Here is a 17,324-nt window from a genome sequence, read left to right as displayed (position 1 = left end):
TGACATTGCGTCACGCCGCACGACACAGCGATTACTTCGGTCGCAACACCCGCTTCCCTCAGACGCACCGCTTCTTCCACAGCGATCTCGTCGAACGGGTTCATCGACATCTTCACGTTGGCGATATCGACACCCGTGTTATCCGACTTCACTCGGACCTTCACGTTGTAGTCGACCACGCGCTTGACTGGCACCAATACCTTCATTCCCTTTCTCTCCGTTGAGCCGCGTTCAGGCGGCCTGAATTCTTCGCGCGCGATCGACGATCGGCTTGTCGACCAGCTTCCCGTCCACCGAAATCGCGCCGCGCGGATTCGCCTCCAGCGCAGCGAGCACGCGTGCCGCCCATTCGCGCTCGGCGGCACTCGGCGCGAATCCGTCGTTCACGGCATCTACCTGCTTCGGGTGAATGCACAGCTTGCCGCCGAAACCGAAACGACGCGCATCGAGCGCATCGGCGTTGATCGCTTCGATATCGCCGGTAGCGAGCGTCACGCCGTCGAGCGGCGGAGGCAGCCCCGCAAAGCGCGACTCGATGACGAACTGCGAGCGAACGTAATCCAGCTCGCGCCCGGTCCCGTCGATGCCCGCATCCACGCCGAAATCGAACGAGCCGAAAGCCAGCCGCGCCACGCGCTCGCACTGCGCGATCTCACGCATGCGCACCACGCCCGCGACGCTTTCCACGAGCGCGATCAGTTCGACGCGATCGGCACAACGCGCCGCGATATTGGCGAGTTGGGCCGCGTCCTCGGCCTTCGGAACCATCACGGCCCGCACGTTCGCCGCGCGCATCATCGCGATGTCTTCCTCATGCCACGGCGTGCCATAAGCGTTCACGCGAATCACAACACGCTCGCGCGTCTCGTCCGATAGTTGCGTTTGCAACCATTGCGCGACCTGCGCGCGCGCCTGCGCTTTCGCGTCGATGGCGACGGCATCTTCCAGATCGATGACGACACGATGCGCGCGCGTCGCCAATGCCTTGTCGAACCGCTCCGGACGGTCGCCCGGAACGAACAGAAAACTGCGTGCAATCATGTGAATTTCCTCGAATGCCTCGAAAGCGTCAGGCGCCGCTCCAGCCGCGCTGGAACGTCTCCGAATAGCTGAAGCGGTCGGCGGGATGAATGCTGACCGCTGCCTCGACGATCTCGCCCCGCTTGTTGAAGTAACGGCGCGACAGCCATAGCGCAGGCGAGCGTGCCTTGGCGTTGACGAGGCGCGCGATGTTCGCGGGCAGCGCCATCGCGCGAATCTCCTGCTCGACGCGCGCGATCTGCTCGCCGAACTGACGCTCGATCATCGTGAAGATGGGCGTGTGCGGATCGTCTTCGATACCCGTCAGCGAACGGAACGCGGGCTGGATATAGACCTCGGTATGACAGATCGGATCGACGCTCTCGGGCGAGCGCCGGATGCCTTCGAGACGCAGCCACGTTTCGCCGGGTTTAGCCTGCAACATCGCGCAGAGCGACGCATCGCTCACCTCGACGGTCTCTTTCTTCAGAACCTGGAGCGCGGTATCGGCGGAATAGCGATGCAGGTCGCTCAGTTGCTGCATGACCTGGCGATAGCTGCCTTCCGAATTCACCGCCTTGACGGTCGTGCCGATGCCGGCTTGCCGCACCACCATGCCGAGCTGCACGAGTTGCTTGACCGCTTCGCGCACGGTCGAGCGGCTCGCGCCGAACTGCTCGCAAAGTTCGAATTCGGTGGGAATGGTGGAGCCCACAGGAAAGCGCCCGCTCTGGATTTCGTTGATAAGCGTCTGCGCCAGTTGCAGATAGCGCGGCTGTTGACCGAGCACGTTGACCATCTTTTGCACGCACGATGAAGGATTGACGGAAGGACCCGCCTTTCGCGCGACATCATCCGGTGCAAGCGTCGTCATTGCACCGCACCGCTCTCGCGCAACCGGGCGATCCGTCCAGCATCGTAACCGAGTTCGGCAAAAAGCCTCTCGTTGTCCTGCCCGAGTTCGGGCGCGGCGCGCGCGGGCAAGGTCTCGTTCACGCGAACCGGCGCCGCCACGTTGCGCACGCGGCCGAAGCGCGGATGCTCCGCTTCGGTCACGCCCTCACGCTCCGCGACGAACGGATTATCGAGCGCCTGCTTGACGTCGTACACCGGCGCGGCGGGCACGCGTCCGCCCAGACGCGCGAGCCATTCGGCGGTCGTCGCGCGCGAAAGCGCCGCATCCAGTTCCTGTTCGACGAGATCGCGATTCGCGAGCCGCGCCTTGAAATTGCAGAAGCGTTCATCGGTAATCCACGACGGCTTGTCGAGTATCTCGGCCAGCACGCCCCAGAACTTTTCCTTGTTGCACATCAGGAAGATCCAGCCGTCCTTCGTCTTGTACAACTGGCTCGGCGTGAGCGACGGATGCGCCGAACGCCGGTCGCGCCCCGTCACCGTGCCGCCGTTCAGATACCACGTGCCGACATACGCGAGGTTATGCAGCGCGACATCGAAGAGGCTCGTGTCCATGTCGCGGCCGATGCCCGTTGTGCGCGCCTCCACGAGACCCGCGAGCAGCGCCATCGCGGCGGTGGTGCCCGTCATCAGGTCGATGATCGAAAGACCGAAACGCGCGGGCGGGCTGTCCGGCTCGCCCGTGACCGAGAGATAGCCCGCTTCCGCCTGCATCAGATAGTCGTAGCCGGGCCACGATGCGCGGCTGCCGGTGCGTCCATAAGCCGACAGATGCGCGCACACGATAGCCGGATTTGCGTCCTTCAACTGGTCGTAGGTGAGACCCAGCTTCACGGGCAGATCGCCGCGCAGATTGTTGAAGACCGCATCGCTCGACTTCACGAGATCGAGCAATACCTCGCGCCCTTCGGTCTTTTTCAGATCGAGCGTCAGGCTGCACTTGTTGCGATTGAACGCTTCGAAAAAATGGCTATCGCCCTCGCCGAAAAAATGCGGCCCCACGTTGCGGCCCACATCGCCGCCTTCGCGGAAGTTCTCGATCTTGATGACTTCCGCACCGAGATCGGCGAGATGTTGCGTCGCGAAAGGACCCGCGCCGTATTGTTCGATGGCGACGATTCGTACGCCGGAAAGAGGCAGGCTCATGCGGGGTTCCTCGCAATCAGCATCTTGGCGATGATCAGGCGTTGCATCTCGTTGGTGCCTTCGCCGATGGTCAGAAGCGGCGCATCGCGATACAGCCGCTCGACGTTGTATTCCTTCGAATAACCATACGCGCCATGAATGCGCATGGCTTCCATGCTGTTCTCGACAGCCGCCTCGGTCGCGAAGTACTTCGCCATGCCCGCTTCCATATCGCAGCGCTGGCCCTTGTCGTACGCGCGCGCGGCGGAGTCGGTCAGGAGGCGCGCGGCTTCCACGCGCGTCGCCATTTCACCGAGCTTGAGCGCGATCGCCTGATGCTCGCAGATCGGCTTGCCGAAGGTCTTGCGCTGCTGCGAATACGCGATCGATTCATCGAGCGCGGCCTGCGCGACGCCGACACCACGCGCAGCCACATTGATGCGGCCCAGTTCCAGCCCGCTCAAAATCTGCTTGAGGCCGAGCCCTTCCTGCCCGCCGATCACGCGCGACACCGGCACGCGAAAATCGGTGAACGTAAGCTCGCACGTGTCGATCCCCTTGTAGCCGAGCTTCTCCAACTGCCGGCTCACTTCGAAGCCCGGTCCCTTCTCGACGATCAGGAGGCTCATGCCCTTGTGACGCGGTTGCGCTTCCGGATCGGTCTTCACGAGCAGCGCGAGGATATTGCCGTACTTGCTGTTGGTGATCCAGGTCTTGCTGCCGTTGACGACATACTCGTCGCCCTCGCGGCGCGCGACCGTGCGGATCGCCTGAAGGTCCGTGCCGCAATCCGGCTCGGTCAATCCAATGCCGCCGCGCAGTTCGCCCGTCGCCATGCGCGGCAGGAACTCGCGCTTCTGCGCTTCGGTGCCGTTGCGCTGGATCGTCATCGCCATGATGAGATGCGAATTGATGATGCCGCTCACCGACATCCACACCGCCGAAATGCGATCGACGATCTTCGCGTAGGTCGCAGTCGTCAGACCCAGGCCGCCATACTCAGGCGCGATCAGGCAACCGAAGAGCCCCATGTCCTTCATCTTCTCGACGATTGCATGCGGATACTCGTCCTTCGCGTCGAGCTCGTGCACGTAGGGTTTCACTTCCGTCTTGAGGAAGCGGTCGAGCATGTCGAGAATGAGCGTCTCGTTCGCTTCGTGCTCGCTCATGTCCTGCTGTTGGTCGGCGTCGATGGTGGCCATTGCTTCTCCTGTATCCGTGTGTATGTCTTATGGGAGCGCTTGCGCGAGCGTGCGCGCCGGTCGTGTGTCGAGCGCGAGCACCGCTTCGCAGATGCGCTCGGCCGCGTCGCGCGACACGTTGCGCTGCGCGTTATCGAAGAACTTCGCGACGATTTCGTCATTGCCGAGCGGCCTGTCCGACGAGCCGCGATTGACCGCTTCACGATGCGCGAGCGTGCGGCCGTCGCGCGTATGGACGATCACCTCGCCCGTGTAGTGGCGCGGGAAGGTCGAGTTCGGGTCCGCTTCGTGCGTGACGCGGGCCGCGACTGCGCGCACGGTTTCGTCCGCGAGCGCATCGGCTTCGAGATCGTCGAGCGTGAAGCGGCCGCGCAACAACCCGGTCGCGACGATGTACGGGATGCTGAACTGCGCGTCGTAGCTGTTCGACGGCTTCTGCTTCGGCGCGACCGGCTCGCAGACGATCGGAATCGTCGGGCCGGGCACGCGCACGATCACGCGCTCGATATCGTTAGCTTGCAAACTATGTGCGCGATGCAGCGCGATGGCCGCATCCGACGACGCATGCGTGAAGTGGCACGCGGGAATCGGCTTGAGCGCGACGCCGTCGATTTCCCATGTCTCGCCGAGGCCCGCCGTCGCGATGTCGATATCGCCCGCTTCGAGCGGCGTCTTCACGTAGAGCGCGTAGAGACCGAAGCGGCCTTCATAAGTCGCGCCCGGACCGATATAACCATGCTTCGCGAGCGTCGCGGAGGTCGCGCCCGCCACCGCCGCCCAACCCGGATGCAGACGCTTCGTCCATGCGCCATCCTGCAGGAATTCGAGGTTGCCCGAAGCCATCGACAACGCGATGCCTTGCGCATGTTGCGCCTGCTCAACGGACAGACCGAGCAGACGCGCCGCGCCGAGCGAGCAGCCGAACGCGCCGACCAGTCCCGTCGGATGAAAGCCCGCATTGTGGAAGCCGCTCTTCGCCGCAGCGCCGACACGCGTCGATACTTCCATCGCGCAGAGATACGCGGTGAGCAGATCCGCGCCGCTCGCGTTCTCGCGCTCCGCGAGATTGAACGCCACCGGCAACGCGCTCGCGGTCGAATGGATCACGCCGCGTGCATGCGTGTCGTCGAAGTCGAGGCTGTGGATCAGAAGACCGTTGAGCAACATCGCATCGCGCAGTGCGAGCTTTTGTGTGTGGCCGAAGACCGTCGCTTCACCGCTGCCGAGTTCCTGCATGGCGGCGAGTGTCGAACTCGCGTAAGGCAGCTTCAACGTGGCATAAGCGAGGCCGATGCTATCGAGGATCAGATGCTTCGCGCGCTCGCGCACGCTTTGCGGCACGTCGCTCAATTGCAGATGCGTCGTGAACGATGCGAGGCGTCGCGATACGGTTTGCGCGTACTGCTGAATGTCGTTGCGTGCGTTCATCGCGTAGCTCCCTGATGGTTGAGCGGCAGATCGTCGGCGTTGGCTTCTTCATCGGGCGAGACGTCTTCCAGCGAGAACTGGTTCGCATCCACGCCGAGGCTCAACACGGCGATCACGAGCAGGATCAGAACGCCCGCGACCATGCCGAGCACGCCGAACAGACCGAGTTGCGCGTAGAGGATCACGGCGGCATACGAGGTGAGCATCGACGCAATGCGCCCGCACACGCCCGCCACGCCGGTGCCGCGCAAACGCAGCGCGGTCGGGAACAACTCGGGCACGTAACCGAAGAGGCCGAGCGTGACGATGCCGAAGATGCAACTGACGAGCGTGAAGCCCACGATGGCGATCGCAGCGTTGGCCGTCATCTGCGGATAGATGAAGCCGAGGATGATCGTGATGACGCTATAGAACACGAGTCCTTTCGCGCGTCCGAGGCGGTCGGCGGTGAGATAGCCGAGCACTGCGCCGAACGGCGCGCCGAGCGACATCAGCGTCGTGAAGCCCAGCGAGGTGACGATATCGCGCCCTTCGTGCACGAAGAAGGTCGGCAGCCACGCGACGAAGCCGTACACCGAGACGTTCACCGCGACCGCCGTCAATGCGGCCGTCAGCGTGCGGCCGATCATGCCGCGGCGAAACAACGCCGACAGCGGCGCGCGCGGCACTTCGAGATTCTGCGTGCGCGCACATTCGGGCAGCGGTCCTTTCTGATGCGCGACTTCCGCTTCAATCGCGCTGACGGTTTCCTCGGCCTCCCGCGTGCGTCCGACCGATTCGAGCCAGCGCGGCGATTCCGGCATGCTATGACGCAGCGCCCACACGATCACCGCGCCGACACCCGCGATGCCGAACATCCAGCGCCAGCCGAGATGCGGAATGACGAAGTAACCGACGCTCGTCGCGATCACGAGCCCCGAATTGACGATGAGGCCGAGCAGCGAAATCCAGCGTCCGCGATACGCGGGCGGAATGAATTCGCACAAGGTGCCCGCCGCGACGACCAGCTCCGCACCCAACCCGATGCCCATGACGAAGCGCGCGCCGATCAGCCACTGGATATTCGGTGCGAACGCGGCGACGAAGGACATCAGCCCGAAGAGCGCGAGATTGAATTGATACGACGAGCGGCGTCCGAAGCGGTCGCCGAGATAGCCGGACAGCCCCGCGCCGATCACCATGCCGAGAAAGCCCGACGAGACGAACAGCGCGTTGAGTTGCAGCGTCGAGAAACCCGACTTGAGCATCGCGGCGGACACGCCGCCCGCGAGATAGACATCGAATGCGTCGAGGCATGCGCCCGCGCTGATGAGGCCCAGAATCTTCCAGTGAAAACGCGACATCGGCAACCGGTCCAGCCGGGCGCCCGAGCTTACGTAATGGCTCACAGTTGTCTCCAGTACTGTGACGATGAACCGCCTCGCCGCCGCGCGTCGATGCAATCGAGCGGTCTTGTATGCGAAACGGCAAACGGGACGCCGGCGGGCAAATGCGCCGGCGATGTGTGCGCTCAGTCTTCAGCGGTGCCGTGGCCGCGCTTGGCGATCAGCGCGGTACGGATGAAGTCCATGACGGGTTTGCCGTCCTGATTGAACGCGCGCGTATGAACCGTGACGACGCCCTGCGTCGGGCGCGATTTCGACTCGCGCACTTCGAGCACTTCCGATTCCGCATACAGCGTGTCGCCTGCAAAAACGGGACCCGTCAGACGGATTTCCTTCCAGCCGAGATTGGCGATAGCCTTGCCGCTCACGTCGTTCACCGACATGCCGAGCACGATCGCGACGGTCAGGCCGCTGCTCACGAGAAGCTTGCCGAATTCGCTCTTGGAGGCGTGATGCGCGTCGCAATGCATCGGATGAAAATTCATCGTCAGCAGCGAAAACTGAATGTTGTCCGCGTCCGTGATCGTGCGGCCCGGGCGATGTTCGTAAATATCGCCGACGGTGAATTCTTCAAGGTAACGGCCGTAGCTGGCCCGATAGCGCTGCTTGCCCACTCTGTCCGAATGCATCTTGTCGCGTCTCCTGTCTTAAACATCACTTTGTACGGACAAAGTATCGGGCGCGCAGGAATCGGCGTCAAGCAGGAATGGCTTGCGGTAAACCCTTGGACGATGAAGCGGACGCGACCGCGCCTATTTCGCGGGACCGGACGACGGACACGGCATGTCCGCCCCTTTGCCGCCGTCGACGTTCTTCAGGGAAACGAGCAGCCTGCTTCCCGTATTGGCGGTGATGATGTGCCCGTAGCTGACGGTCGGGATGAACTTGATGTCGGGCGCCACCGCGACGGGCGGAGTCTGCGCGCCATCGACGGTCAGGTCGAGCTCGATGGTGATCGAGTCGATCGCCACGCCGTAGTTCTGCTTGTGTTCGGCCTGCGCCTTCTTGAAGTTGCACAGGCCGTCCAGGACATTCTGGAGCGCCGTGGGAATATCCACCGGCTTGCCCGGCGGAATGGGCGGCGTGTTGCACGCGGCGAGAAGGAGCGGCAACGCAAGAACCGGCAGCGAGACGAAGGCGCGCATCGAATTCTCCCAGCCCTGGAGAGGGCAACAGTATCCGGCAAACAACCGCGTGCTTCCGTGCGGTTTCGAACTCACCTTCCATGGCAGCACGCAGGTTGGACTGCCAAGCAATCCATCATGCACGCAAATGAGGGAAACGTCCGCTTGAACTGAACCGGTTTTCGTCTACAACGTAATGTGTCACGTGTTCCTTCGGACGAGTCGGAGACAAGCAATATCACACGCTCTGCGTTCGAGCATGAACCACGCGGCAAGACGCCGTGAACGGTAGTCTTCGAGAAGAGAAGACGATGGCAAAGTCAGCGGGGAGATTCATCGCGATGGTTGTCGCCGCGCTGCTCGCGCTGCTGACATTGCCCGCGCCCATTCTTGCGGCGGGGTCGGACACGCTCGCGCAGGTCAAGGCGCGAGGCGTCCTGCGATGCGGCGTCAGCGACGGCATCGCCGGCTTTTCCCAGCAGGATGCATCCGGCCACTGGTCCGGCATCGACGCGGATTTCTGCCGCGCGGTGGCCGCCGCCACGCTCGGCGACGCGAACCGGGTCGCCTTCGTTCCGCTCAAAACGTCCGCGCGCTTTCCGGCGCTCAGAACCGGCCGCATCGATCTGCTCGCGCGCAACACGACCTGGACGCTGCTGCGCGAAGGCACGCTCGCGATCCAGTTCGCAGGCGTGCTGTTCTATGACGCCCAGGCGTTCATGGTGTTGACGAAGAGCGGCGTTCGCACGCTCGCGTCGCTCAAGGGCGCGGCCGTTTGCGTGCAACGCGAGACGACGAGCGAAAGCAATCTCGCTGGCTACTCGAATGCGAACGCGCTCGACCTGAAGCCGCTCGTTCTCGGCTCGGAGGCGGAACTGCAGCAGGCGTTCATCGCCGGCCGATGCAGCGCCGTGACCGCCGACACCTCGCTGCTCGCCACGTTGCGCAGCCGCGCGCCGGACGGCGCATTGTCCATGACGATTCTGACGGAGCGAATCTCGAAGCAGCCACAAGCGCCCGCCGTGCGCGGCGGCGACGACGGCTGGCTCGTGATCGTGCGCTGGGTTCTCTTCACGCTGATCGCCGCAGAGGAAGTCGGCGTAACCCGGAGCAATCAGGCCGAGCGTATCCGCAATCCGCTGGTGGCGCGCGCGCTCGTGCCGGACGCGAACGTCACCACGGCGCTCGGCATCGAACCGGGCTGGACGCTTCGCGCGCTGCAAAGCGCCGGCAATTACGGAGAAATGTTCGAACGCAATCTCGGCACCGGAAGTCCGCTCAAAATCGAGCGCGGAATGAACGAGCTTTACCGGCGCGGCGGCCTGATGTACGCGCCGCCGATGCAATAGCGCCTGCGCGAGCCCATCATGAGCGACTGGCAAATCTATCTCGTAGTCGGCGTGTTCTCGGCGGTGATCTTCGTGATCGCCTTCGATCTGATCGATATGGCCGTGGCCGCGCTCGTCGGTGCAAGCGTGCTGATCGCGCTCGGCATCATCGACGAGAAAGATCTGATCGCCACAGCCAGGACCGCGGCTGGGCCGATCAGCCTGTTGTTCGGCGGCATGGTCGTCGCGCGAATCCTGTCGACCACGGGGCTGTTCGATCTCGTCGGCGAATACTATCTGCGGGCGACGGCGGGCAGCGGCAAACGCTTCCTGCTTCTCCTGATCGTGATCGTCGCGCCGCTGTGCGCGCTGCTTCCCAATGCGACGACGGTGATCCTGCTCGCGCCGATCATCATTCGCGTCGCCCGCGCGCTCGAACTCGACATCGTGCCGCCGATGATCCTCACCGCCCTTCTCAGCAACGCCGCCGGCCTTCTGACGCTCGTCGGCGATCCGGCGACTTTTCTCGTCGGCAGTTCGATCGGCATGAGCTTCGGCGAATATTTGCGGCGCGCGAGCTTAGGCGGTGTGCTCGCGATCGCCGTGGTGATTCCGCTCTTGCCGATCCTGATGCGCGACATCTGGCGAAGCGTCACGCCGCTGCCGCCGCGCAGCGCCAGGACGAAGCTCACGCGGCCCATCTACGCGGCGCTCGCGGTCGCCGTGCTCGCGCTGATGATGGTGCTCTTCGTGTTCGGCGAAGAATTGCCGACGCGCATCGTGCCGCCTGTCGTCGCCGTGATCGCCAGCGCGCTCGCGCTGCTCGTCGCGTACGCGTTCAGGGTCGAGCCCACCGATCGCGTGTTGCGCGACGTCGACTGGAAGACGCTGCTGTTTCTCACCTGCATTTTCTGTCTCGTGCAGGGCATGGCCAAGACGGGATTGCTGCAGGTCATGTCGCTCAAGCTTTATGAGGTGTTCGGCACGCGCCTCACGCTGGTCGCGCTCGCGATGATCTGCGGCATCGGTCTGCTTTCTTCCGTGCTCGCCAACGTGCCGGTCGCGGCCGCGTCCATCGTCATGGTCAAGGGGTATCTCGTCACGGCGGAGTTCGTTCCGGAAGCCGCGCTGTCCGACCAGTTCACGCAGTGGCCTCCCGCGGTGATTCCCGTCTTCATCGGCATGATGTACGGCGCGACGCTCGGCGGCAACGCGACGCTCGTCGGATCGGCGGCCAATATCGTGGCCGCGGGAATCTGTGCGCAGGAAGGCACGCCGGTCAGCTTCGGCCGGTTCTTGCGCTATGGTTTGCCGTTCACCTTGTGCCAGCTCGCGATCACGGCCGTGTACGTGGTCGTGCTGGGGCAGCTCCTGCGCTGATCTTCGTAAGTTTCTACATAACATCCGCTTCGCCGATCCATTCAGAAAATGGATACCCGGTATTCGAACATTTAATTTGTCGATACTGCGCGTCTCCGATATTTTGTACGGGTCTCGGCAATGTCGCGCCTGGCGTGCATGTTTTCACGGGCAACGACAACATCCAGGACGCGGGGTGGCCCTACGGCAACGGCGACATGTTGCAAAGAGCGATGCTCATCGGTTATCGCTCGGGTTTCTATACTGATGATGAACTGCTCGTCGCGCTGCACATGGCGACGCACGCCAGCGCCGCCGTGCTGGGCATGGACGCTTACGGTTTGAAGGCCGGCAATGACGCGACCTTCGTCATCGTCGAGGCGCCCAACGCCGCCGCCGCCGCCGCCGCCGTCGCTGCCGTGCCCGCGCAGCGCGTCATCGTCCGCGGCGGACGCTTCCAGGACGATTCGTCCCGCCTGCAATTCGAGTCCGGGAAAGCCGGACACCAACACGGCGTTGGCATCACAACGGCGGCGTGAACTCTAACGGAGACTTTCGTATGTCAAGCAATACGTACTACGCGCCTCATGGCGGTCATCCATCGCAGAAGGAACTGCTCACCGATCGCGCGATGTTCACTGAAGCGTATGCCGTCATTCCCAAAGGCGTGATGCGCGATATCGTCACCAGTCATCTGCCGTTCTGGGACAAGACGCGTCTCTGGGTGCTCGCGCGTCCGCTCTCCGGCTTCGCCGAAACGTTCTCGCAATACATCATGGAAGTGGCGCCGGGCGGCGGCAGCGAAAATCCGGAACAGGACCCGAATGCGGAAGGCGTGCTGTTCGTCGTCGAAGGCGAGATCGAAGTGACGCTGCAAGGCGCGTTGCACGTTTTGAAGACCGGCGGCTATGCGTTCATTCCGCCCGGCACGAACTGGCAATTGCGCAATCGTCATAAGGATGCCGCGCGTTTTCACTGGGTTCGCAAGCACTATGAAGCGGTGGATGGCGTGCCGCTTCCCGAAGCCTTCGTGACGAACGAACACGACATCGAGCCGATTCCGATGCCCGGCACGGAAGGAGGCTGGGCGACGACGCGCTTTGTCGACAGCAGCGACATGCGTCACGACATGCACGTGAACATCGTCACGTTTCAGCCGGGCGGGACCATTCCGTTCGCCGAAACGCACGTGATGGAGCACGGACTGTATGTGCTCGAAGGCAAGGCGGTGTATCGGCTGAATCAGGACTGGGTCGAAGTGGAAGCGGGCGACTTCATGTGGCTGCGCGCGTTCTGTCCGCAGGCCTGCTACGCCGGCGGACCGAGCCGCTTCCGCTATCTGCTGTACAAGGACGTGAATCGCCATATGAAGCTGACGCTCAACGCGCCGCGTTGAGTCAAGCGTCCGCGCGCGATGGGGCGCAGCTTCAATCAGACGGGCGTGTTCCGTGTTCGTGCCCGGTCATGAAAGGAGCGCTCCGTCACGCGCGACGATGCGTCCGTTCGCCACGACGAGTTTGCGTTTCGGCCGCGCCACGACTGCATGCGCGACGCTCTCTGCATCGACCAGCACGAGGTCCGCGCGTGCGCCGACGTGCAGACCGTAGTCCGCGAAGCCGCAGCCGCGCGCGGCGGCTTCGCTCACGCAATCGAACGCGATCATGAGATCGTCGTCGCGTCGCAGGTCGTAGCGCATGCCGATCAGCATCGCGCGTTCGAGCATGTCGGGAACGCCATATGGCGTCCAGGTATCGCGGACGCCATCGTTGCCGCCGAACATCGTGATGCCCTTGTCGCGGCACAGCTTGAGCGGCGGCACCGTGCACGAAGGCGGCGCGCTCGTGAGCAGCGCCACGTGCAAACGCGCGATGCGATCGAGCAGGACATCGCGCTCGCGCTCCGGCAACGCGCCGAGACAGAAGCCGTGACTGATCACAACCTGTCCTTGCATGCTCATCGCTTCGACGCGATCCAGCAGCAGCTTCAACGTGAACGCGCCGATTTCGCCGGGCTCGTGCAGATGAATATCGATCGGCTTGCGATAGCGTTGCGCGAGCGCGAAAGTCGCGTCAAGCGATGCGACCGGATCGCCGTCGATCAACGCGGGATCGAGTGCGCCGAGCACATCCGCGCCTTGCGCGAGCGCATCGCCGAGCAGTTCGACCGTGCCCGGGCGAATCAGCATGCCCGACTGCGGAAACGCGACGATCTGCACGTCGAGCGTGTCGCGCATCGTCTGCCGCGTCGCGAGCACGCCTTCGAGATGGCGCAGGCGCGCATCGGTGTCGATATCGACGTGCGTGCGCAATCGCGTCGTGCCGGCCGCAACGAACGCGCGCGACAGCGCGAGCGATTGCGCGGCCGCATCGTGCCCCGAAGCCCTGCGCCACTCGCGTTCATTGCCGATGCGATCGGTGAGCAGCGGGCCGACTTCGTTGCGATACCACGGGCGGCCCCAGTTGCTTTTGTCGAGATGCGTATGGCCTTCGACGAAGCCCGGCAGCAGCAACGCGCCGCCGCCGTCTTCGATATGCGCATCGCGTGGCGCTGCAACGTGCGCGCCGAGCGCCTCGATACGGCCATCGACGACGGATACGGCAACTCGCTGGCCATCGGCCAGCCGGACATTCGAGAGATGAAGTGAACGAGTCATGATTCTGATGCCGATTCCACGGCAGTATCGATACGCGAGCGCAGCATGCATTGCGCGCCGCTGATTGCAACGAAGACCACGGCATTCGCAAACAACGCGACGAACGTCGCGCCGCCGCGCAATACGAAGAATACGACGACCGGCGTGAAGAGCGGCAGCGCGATACGTCCTTTCCCCATCGGAGCCTTTTTATCTGACGTCGAAGCGCGAGAGCCAGCCATTCGCATCGACGTGAACCGATGTTATCCATCAAGCCTTGCATTCGAAAATTAAATGTTCGTATGAAGGTCAGTTTGAAATCGAATGCCGGAACAAGCGTCGCCGTGCGATTGCCACTGCCGGTCGTGCGTGATAGAAGTCGATGTCCAATTCGCTAATCGAACAGCTCGATGAAACACGTTCCCCAAACACGCACGCCGCTGTTCGACCTGGATTTGCTAAAGGCCATCGTCATGGTGGCCGATTGCGGCACCTTCACCGCCGCTTCGGCGCGGCTTCATTCGACGCAATCGACGATCAGTCAGAAGGTCCGGCGTCTGGAGGAGATGGCGGGACACAAGCTGCTCGAACGCGGCAGCCGCGACGTTCGCCCGACCGATGCCGGCGAAACCCTGCTCGCTTACGCGCGCCGCATGCTCGCGCTCAACGATGAAATGATCGAGGCGCTATCGGGCGCGAACGTCGGCGTGACGGTGCGGCTCGGCCTACCGGAAGACTTCGTCGGCGGACTGACGACGCACATGCTCGCGGCGTTCAACCGCAAACATCCGCAAGTGAAGCTCGAAGTGACGAGCGGACTGTGCCGCGATGTGAGCAATAGCTACGATCGCGGCGACCTCGACCTGATCCTCGTGAAACAGCGTCGCAATAGCCGCGAGGCCGTCGCGACCTGGCCCGAGCAACTGAGATGGATCGACAGCGCCGAAAATCCGTCGATTCAACTCGATCCGATTCCGCTCGTCGCGTTTCCGCCGCGCGGGCTGTATCGCGACGACATGACCAACGCGATCGAAAGCATCGGACGACGCTGGCGGCTGAGCTTCATCAGTTCGAGTTTGAGCGGCATCCAGGCAGCCGTCGCCGATGGTCTCGGCATCAGCCTGCTGCCGGCGCGCGCGGTTTCCCCGGATCACGTCGTTCTGACGACGAAAAGCGGGCTGCCCGCCATCGAGACGATGGATATCGCGCTGTTGCACCGCCCGACCGCCGATGCCGTCGTCAAGGAACTCGCGCGCGCGTTGTCGCGCATGTTCGGGCCGCAGCGTCGTTAGTCGAGTCTATGCTGGCGATGTTCAAGGTGTCGGACGGCTCAGACAGTTAGTTGCATCGCTAAGTAATCCAACCCCGTTCAATGAGCGGCACGTCCCACGCCGGCTCCGGTCCCAGCCGCTCGGCGAGAAATTCGACCAGCGCTTTCACCTTGAGCCCTTGCCGTTGCGTGGCGGGATAAACGGCTGCGAAGTTCATCGGCGAGAGCGCGTAGTCCGGCAGAATCGGCACGAGCGCGCCATTCAGCAGCGACGCGCTCGCGACGAGCGTCGGCAGGCACACCACGCCGCCGCCCGTCAGCGCATAGTCGTGCAGCAAGTGGACCGAATTCGAGCGGACGATGCCCGGCAGTTCGATTTCGACGACCTCGCCCGCGCGCGTCATCGTCCAGCGATTGCGCGACGGATAGCCCGAATAGAGCGCCGTCCGGTGATCCAGCAGATCGCGCGGATGCCGCGGCGCGCCATGCTCGTTCACGTATGAGGGCGCGGCGCAGAAAAGCCGCCGCACGGTGAAGAGACGCCGTTCGACGAGGGAATCGGAAATCGGCGGAAAGATCTGGAACGCGACGTCGAAGCCCTCTTCGATCGGGTCCACGACCCGGTCATTGACGATCACGTCGAGCTGGATGCCGGGATAGCGCCGATTGAATTCGGCAAGCGATGCGCCGAAGTGACCCAGCGCGAAACCGGGCAGCATCTGAATGCGAAGCCGCCCGGTTGGGGTCGCGCGCAACTCGCGCATCTGGTCGGTCAGTTCGTTGACGCGCCCCACCACCTCCGCGCAATCCCGATAGAAAGCCTCGCCGACGTCGGACAGCCTGACGTGCCGCGTGCTGCGATGAAACAACGGCACGTTGAGGAATTTCTCCAACTGCTGGATGCGCGTGGTGACGACCGAGCTCGCGACCCCGAGTTGCCGCGCCGCTTCGGCGAAGCTATGGGTCTCCGCCACGCGCACAAAGGCTTCGATGCTGAGAAAACGATCCATGCCGGTCCCTTTCGAGCGTGCCCAGCATGTCAGTTTATCCGCAGCGTGTGGCTTCAGGCGAGCGCGCTTACTCGGGCTGTTCGCCGCCGGCAAGCTCCACGGCGCGCGCGTTCCGGCGCACCCGGGCGGGCGCCGTTTCTTCGAGCAGCAGGCTCACGCCGATGCCCACGAGCACCGCGAAAATCGGCAGCCAGAGAATATTCTGGATTCCGAAATGTGTGGCGACGAAGCCGGCGAGCGCGGGGGCCACGCCGCCGCCGAAAATCTCGCCCGCGCCCACGACGATGCCGATCGCCGTCGACACCATGCCGACGGGCGCCGCCTCCGTCGCGACCGGCCCGGAGAGCAGCGAAACGAGGCCCAGCGTGAAGAAGGACGCAACGAAGAGCACGATGAACAAGACGAGCGGCTCGGCGCCGACGCCGCGAAACACGTACAGCATGATCGCCGTTCCCGCGAAACCGGCGATGCTCGCAAGCCGCCGGCCCACGAGATCGGACAATCCCGGCAGAGCGAACTGGCCGACGAAACCGCCGAAGCCGATCGCCGACACGACGATGCCCATGCGCTGCGTGTCCAGCGCGAGGTATTCGGTCAGATAAAGCGGCAGCATCGCGCCGAGCACGAAGACGCCGGTCATCGCGCAAAAGAGCGCGACCATCGCGACGGGAATGTTGCGGCTCTTCAGCACGTCGCGCCAGTTGCCCTTCGCGGTCTGCGCTTGCGGAACCGCCGACGCCGGTTCCGATTCCGTCGCGCGCGGCTCGCGAATCACGAAGAACATCAGCAGCCCAAGAATCAGGCCGGGCACGGAGACGAGCGCAAAAACCCAGCGCCACGAGACGACGTCGAGCAATTGCGTCGCGATGATCGGCGAAAGCGCGAGCCCGAAAAGCGCGAAGCCGCTTTGCTGCAAACCGAGATTGAAGCCGCGCCGCTTCGGATGAGACGCGTCGGCGGTCGCGGCGAAACTCGTCGGACAGAACGAGCCTTCGGCGACGCCCATCAGCGAGCGCACGGCGAGCAGGCTGGCGAGGCCGCCCGCGACGCCCGAGAAACCCGACAGCAGCGAAAACGCGATGATCGCGGGGATCAGCACCTTGCGCCGCCCGATCTTGTCGGAGATGCCGCCCATCAGCGCGGCGAACACGCCCCACGACAACCCCAGAATGCCGATGCAGTTGCCGACGTCCTGCGCGGTGAGATGCAGATCCTTCATGATCGCCGGAAAGAGCGGCGCGATCAGCCACCGATCGAGGCCGACGAGGCCAAATCCGAGCGCAAGCAGCGTCACGGCTTTCCATTCGTAGGACGTATCCCACCGGTTCGAGGTCATCTTTGTCTCCTGAGTCAGAATCGGCGGCCGCTTCGTTGAAATGCGGCATCGTCGACGCAACAAAGGGTGACTCAGACGCGTTTTGAAAAGAACGGCCCGACCGGCGAATGCGTCATTTGCGAAATGCAAACAATGACGTGGCCGTAGCGCGGGCCGGCATCAGGGCTGGCGGATCGTGCGGATTTCGGCT

17 protein-coding genes and 1 pseudogene are annotated in these 17,324 nt (G+C 63.5%); 5 read left to right on the top strand and 13 right to left on the bottom strand.

What is annotated here, in order from left to right; translation table 11 throughout:
* From AWB82_RS14395 to AWB82_RS14355, 9 genes are all read right to left on the bottom strand, one after another.
* Positions 1-206 (bottom strand): electron transfer flavoprotein subunit beta/FixA family protein (locus AWB82_RS14395; protein ID WP_407643000.1); only part of this gene is annotated, 206 nt, incomplete at its 3' end.
* A 25-nt stretch (positions 207-231) separates the two neighbouring features.
* Positions 232-1,041: an HpcH/HpaI aldolase/citrate lyase family protein gene (locus tag AWB82_RS14390; RefSeq protein WP_086968137.1), complete on the bottom strand. Its 810-nt coding sequence runs from the start codon at positions 1,039-1,041 to the stop codon at positions 232-234.
* A gap of 28 nt (positions 1,042-1,069) precedes the next feature.
* Positions 1,070-1,819, bottom strand: coding sequence for a GntR family transcriptional regulator (locus AWB82_RS14385; RefSeq protein ID WP_061159641.1), 750 nt, complete (start codon positions 1,817-1,819; stop codon positions 1,070-1,072).
* A gap of 71 nt (positions 1,820-1,890) precedes the next feature.
* Positions 1,891-3,081: a CaiB/BaiF CoA transferase family protein gene (locus AWB82_RS14380; RefSeq protein ID WP_086968134.1), complete on the bottom strand. Its 1,191-nt coding sequence runs from the start codon at positions 3,079-3,081 to the stop codon at positions 1,891-1,893.
* Complete coding sequence (locus AWB82_RS14375; RefSeq protein WP_235023284.1) at positions 3,078-4,262, bottom strand: acyl-CoA dehydrogenase family protein; 1,185 nt, start codon at positions 4,260-4,262, stop codon at positions 3,078-3,080. The genes AWB82_RS14380 and AWB82_RS14375 overlap by 4 nt, the downstream gene beginning before the upstream one ends.
* A 27-nt stretch (positions 4,263-4,289) precedes the next feature.
* Entirely contained in the window at positions 4,290-5,690 is a 1,401-nt protein-coding gene (locus AWB82_RS14370; protein ID WP_086968132.1) for an MmgE/PrpD family protein, read from the bottom strand.
* Positions 5,687-7,033, bottom strand: a complete 1,347-nt coding sequence (locus AWB82_RS14365; RefSeq protein ID WP_407643001.1) for an MFS transporter — start codon at positions 7,031-7,033, stop codon at positions 5,687-5,689. The genes AWB82_RS14370 and AWB82_RS14365 overlap by 4 nt, the downstream gene beginning before the upstream one ends.
* Positions 7,034-7,200: 167 nt before the next feature.
* A complete protein-coding gene (locus AWB82_RS14360) occupies positions 7,201-7,704 on the bottom strand; it encodes a MaoC family dehydratase (protein ID WP_086968128.1) in 504 nt (167 codons plus the stop codon).
* Between the two features lie 123 nt (positions 7,705-7,827).
* Positions 7,828-8,220, bottom strand: a complete 393-nt coding sequence (locus tag AWB82_RS14355) for a hypothetical protein (protein WP_086968126.1) — start codon at positions 8,218-8,220, stop codon at positions 7,828-7,830.
* Positions 8,221-8,510: 290 nt separating this feature from the next.
* Here AWB82_RS14355 and AWB82_RS14350 point away from each other — a divergent pair, with 290 nt between their 5' ends.
* The 4 genes and pseudogenes from AWB82_RS14350 to AWB82_RS14335 all read left to right on the top strand — a co-directional run bounded on the left by AWB82_RS14350 (position 8,511) and on the right by AWB82_RS14335 (position 12,282).
* Positions 8,511-9,548 carry an amino acid ABC transporter substrate-binding protein gene (locus tag AWB82_RS14350; RefSeq protein WP_086968124.1) on the top strand — a complete coding sequence of 346 codons (1,038 nt, stop codon included), beginning with the start codon at positions 8,511-8,513 and terminating at the stop codon, positions 9,546-9,548.
* Between the two features lie 18 nt (positions 9,549-9,566).
* A complete protein-coding gene (locus tag AWB82_RS14345; protein ID WP_086968122.1) occupies positions 9,567-10,907 on the top strand; it encodes an ArsB/NhaD family transporter in 1,341 nt (446 codons plus the stop codon).
* Between the two features lie 131 nt (positions 10,908-11,038).
* Positions 11,039-11,425: pseudogene (locus AWB82_RS14340) on the top strand (amidohydrolase family protein); the annotation flags it as partial.
* A gap of 20 nt (positions 11,426-11,445) precedes the next feature.
* Entirely contained in the window at positions 11,446-12,282 is an 837-nt protein-coding gene (locus tag AWB82_RS14335) for a bifunctional allantoicase/(S)-ureidoglycine aminohydrolase (RefSeq protein ID WP_086968120.1), read from the top strand.
* 66 nt (positions 12,283-12,348) lie between these two features.
* Here AWB82_RS14335 and AWB82_RS14330 read toward each other — a convergent pair whose 3' ends face one another.
* Entirely contained in the window at positions 12,349-13,539 is a 1,191-nt protein-coding gene (locus AWB82_RS14330) for an amidohydrolase family protein (protein ID WP_086968118.1), read from the bottom strand.
* Positions 13,536-13,718: a hypothetical protein gene (locus AWB82_RS14325; RefSeq protein WP_086968116.1), complete on the bottom strand. Its 183-nt coding sequence runs from the start codon at positions 13,716-13,718 to the stop codon at positions 13,536-13,538. The genes AWB82_RS14330 and AWB82_RS14325 overlap by 4 nt, the downstream gene beginning before the upstream one ends.
* A gap of 210 nt (positions 13,719-13,928) precedes the next feature.
* On the opposite strand from AWB82_RS14325, the gene AWB82_RS14320 reads away from it, so the two are divergent.
* Entirely contained in the window at positions 13,929-14,810 is an 882-nt protein-coding gene (locus AWB82_RS14320) for a LysR family transcriptional regulator (RefSeq protein ID WP_086968114.1), read from the top strand.
* Between the two features lie 58 nt (positions 14,811-14,868).
* On the opposite strand, the gene AWB82_RS14315 is transcribed toward AWB82_RS14320, so the two are convergent.
* Together AWB82_RS14315 and AWB82_RS14310 are read right to left on the bottom strand one after the other, a co-directional pair.
* Positions 14,869-15,798, bottom strand: a complete 930-nt coding sequence (locus AWB82_RS14315) for a LysR family transcriptional regulator (protein WP_086968113.1) — start codon at positions 15,796-15,798, stop codon at positions 14,869-14,871.
* A 67-nt stretch (positions 15,799-15,865) separates the two neighbouring features.
* Positions 15,866-17,134, bottom strand: coding sequence for an MFS transporter (locus tag AWB82_RS14310; RefSeq protein ID WP_086968111.1), 1,269 nt, complete (start codon positions 17,132-17,134; stop codon positions 15,866-15,868).
* Positions 17,135-17,324 lie beyond the last annotated feature (190 nt).

It is taken from the genome of Caballeronia glebae (genome assembly GCF_001545035.1).
Classification (GTDB): Bacteria; Pseudomonadota; Gammaproteobacteria; order Burkholderiales; family Burkholderiaceae; genus Caballeronia; species Caballeronia glebae.
This window is presented reverse-complemented; position numbering and strand designations above follow the sequence as displayed.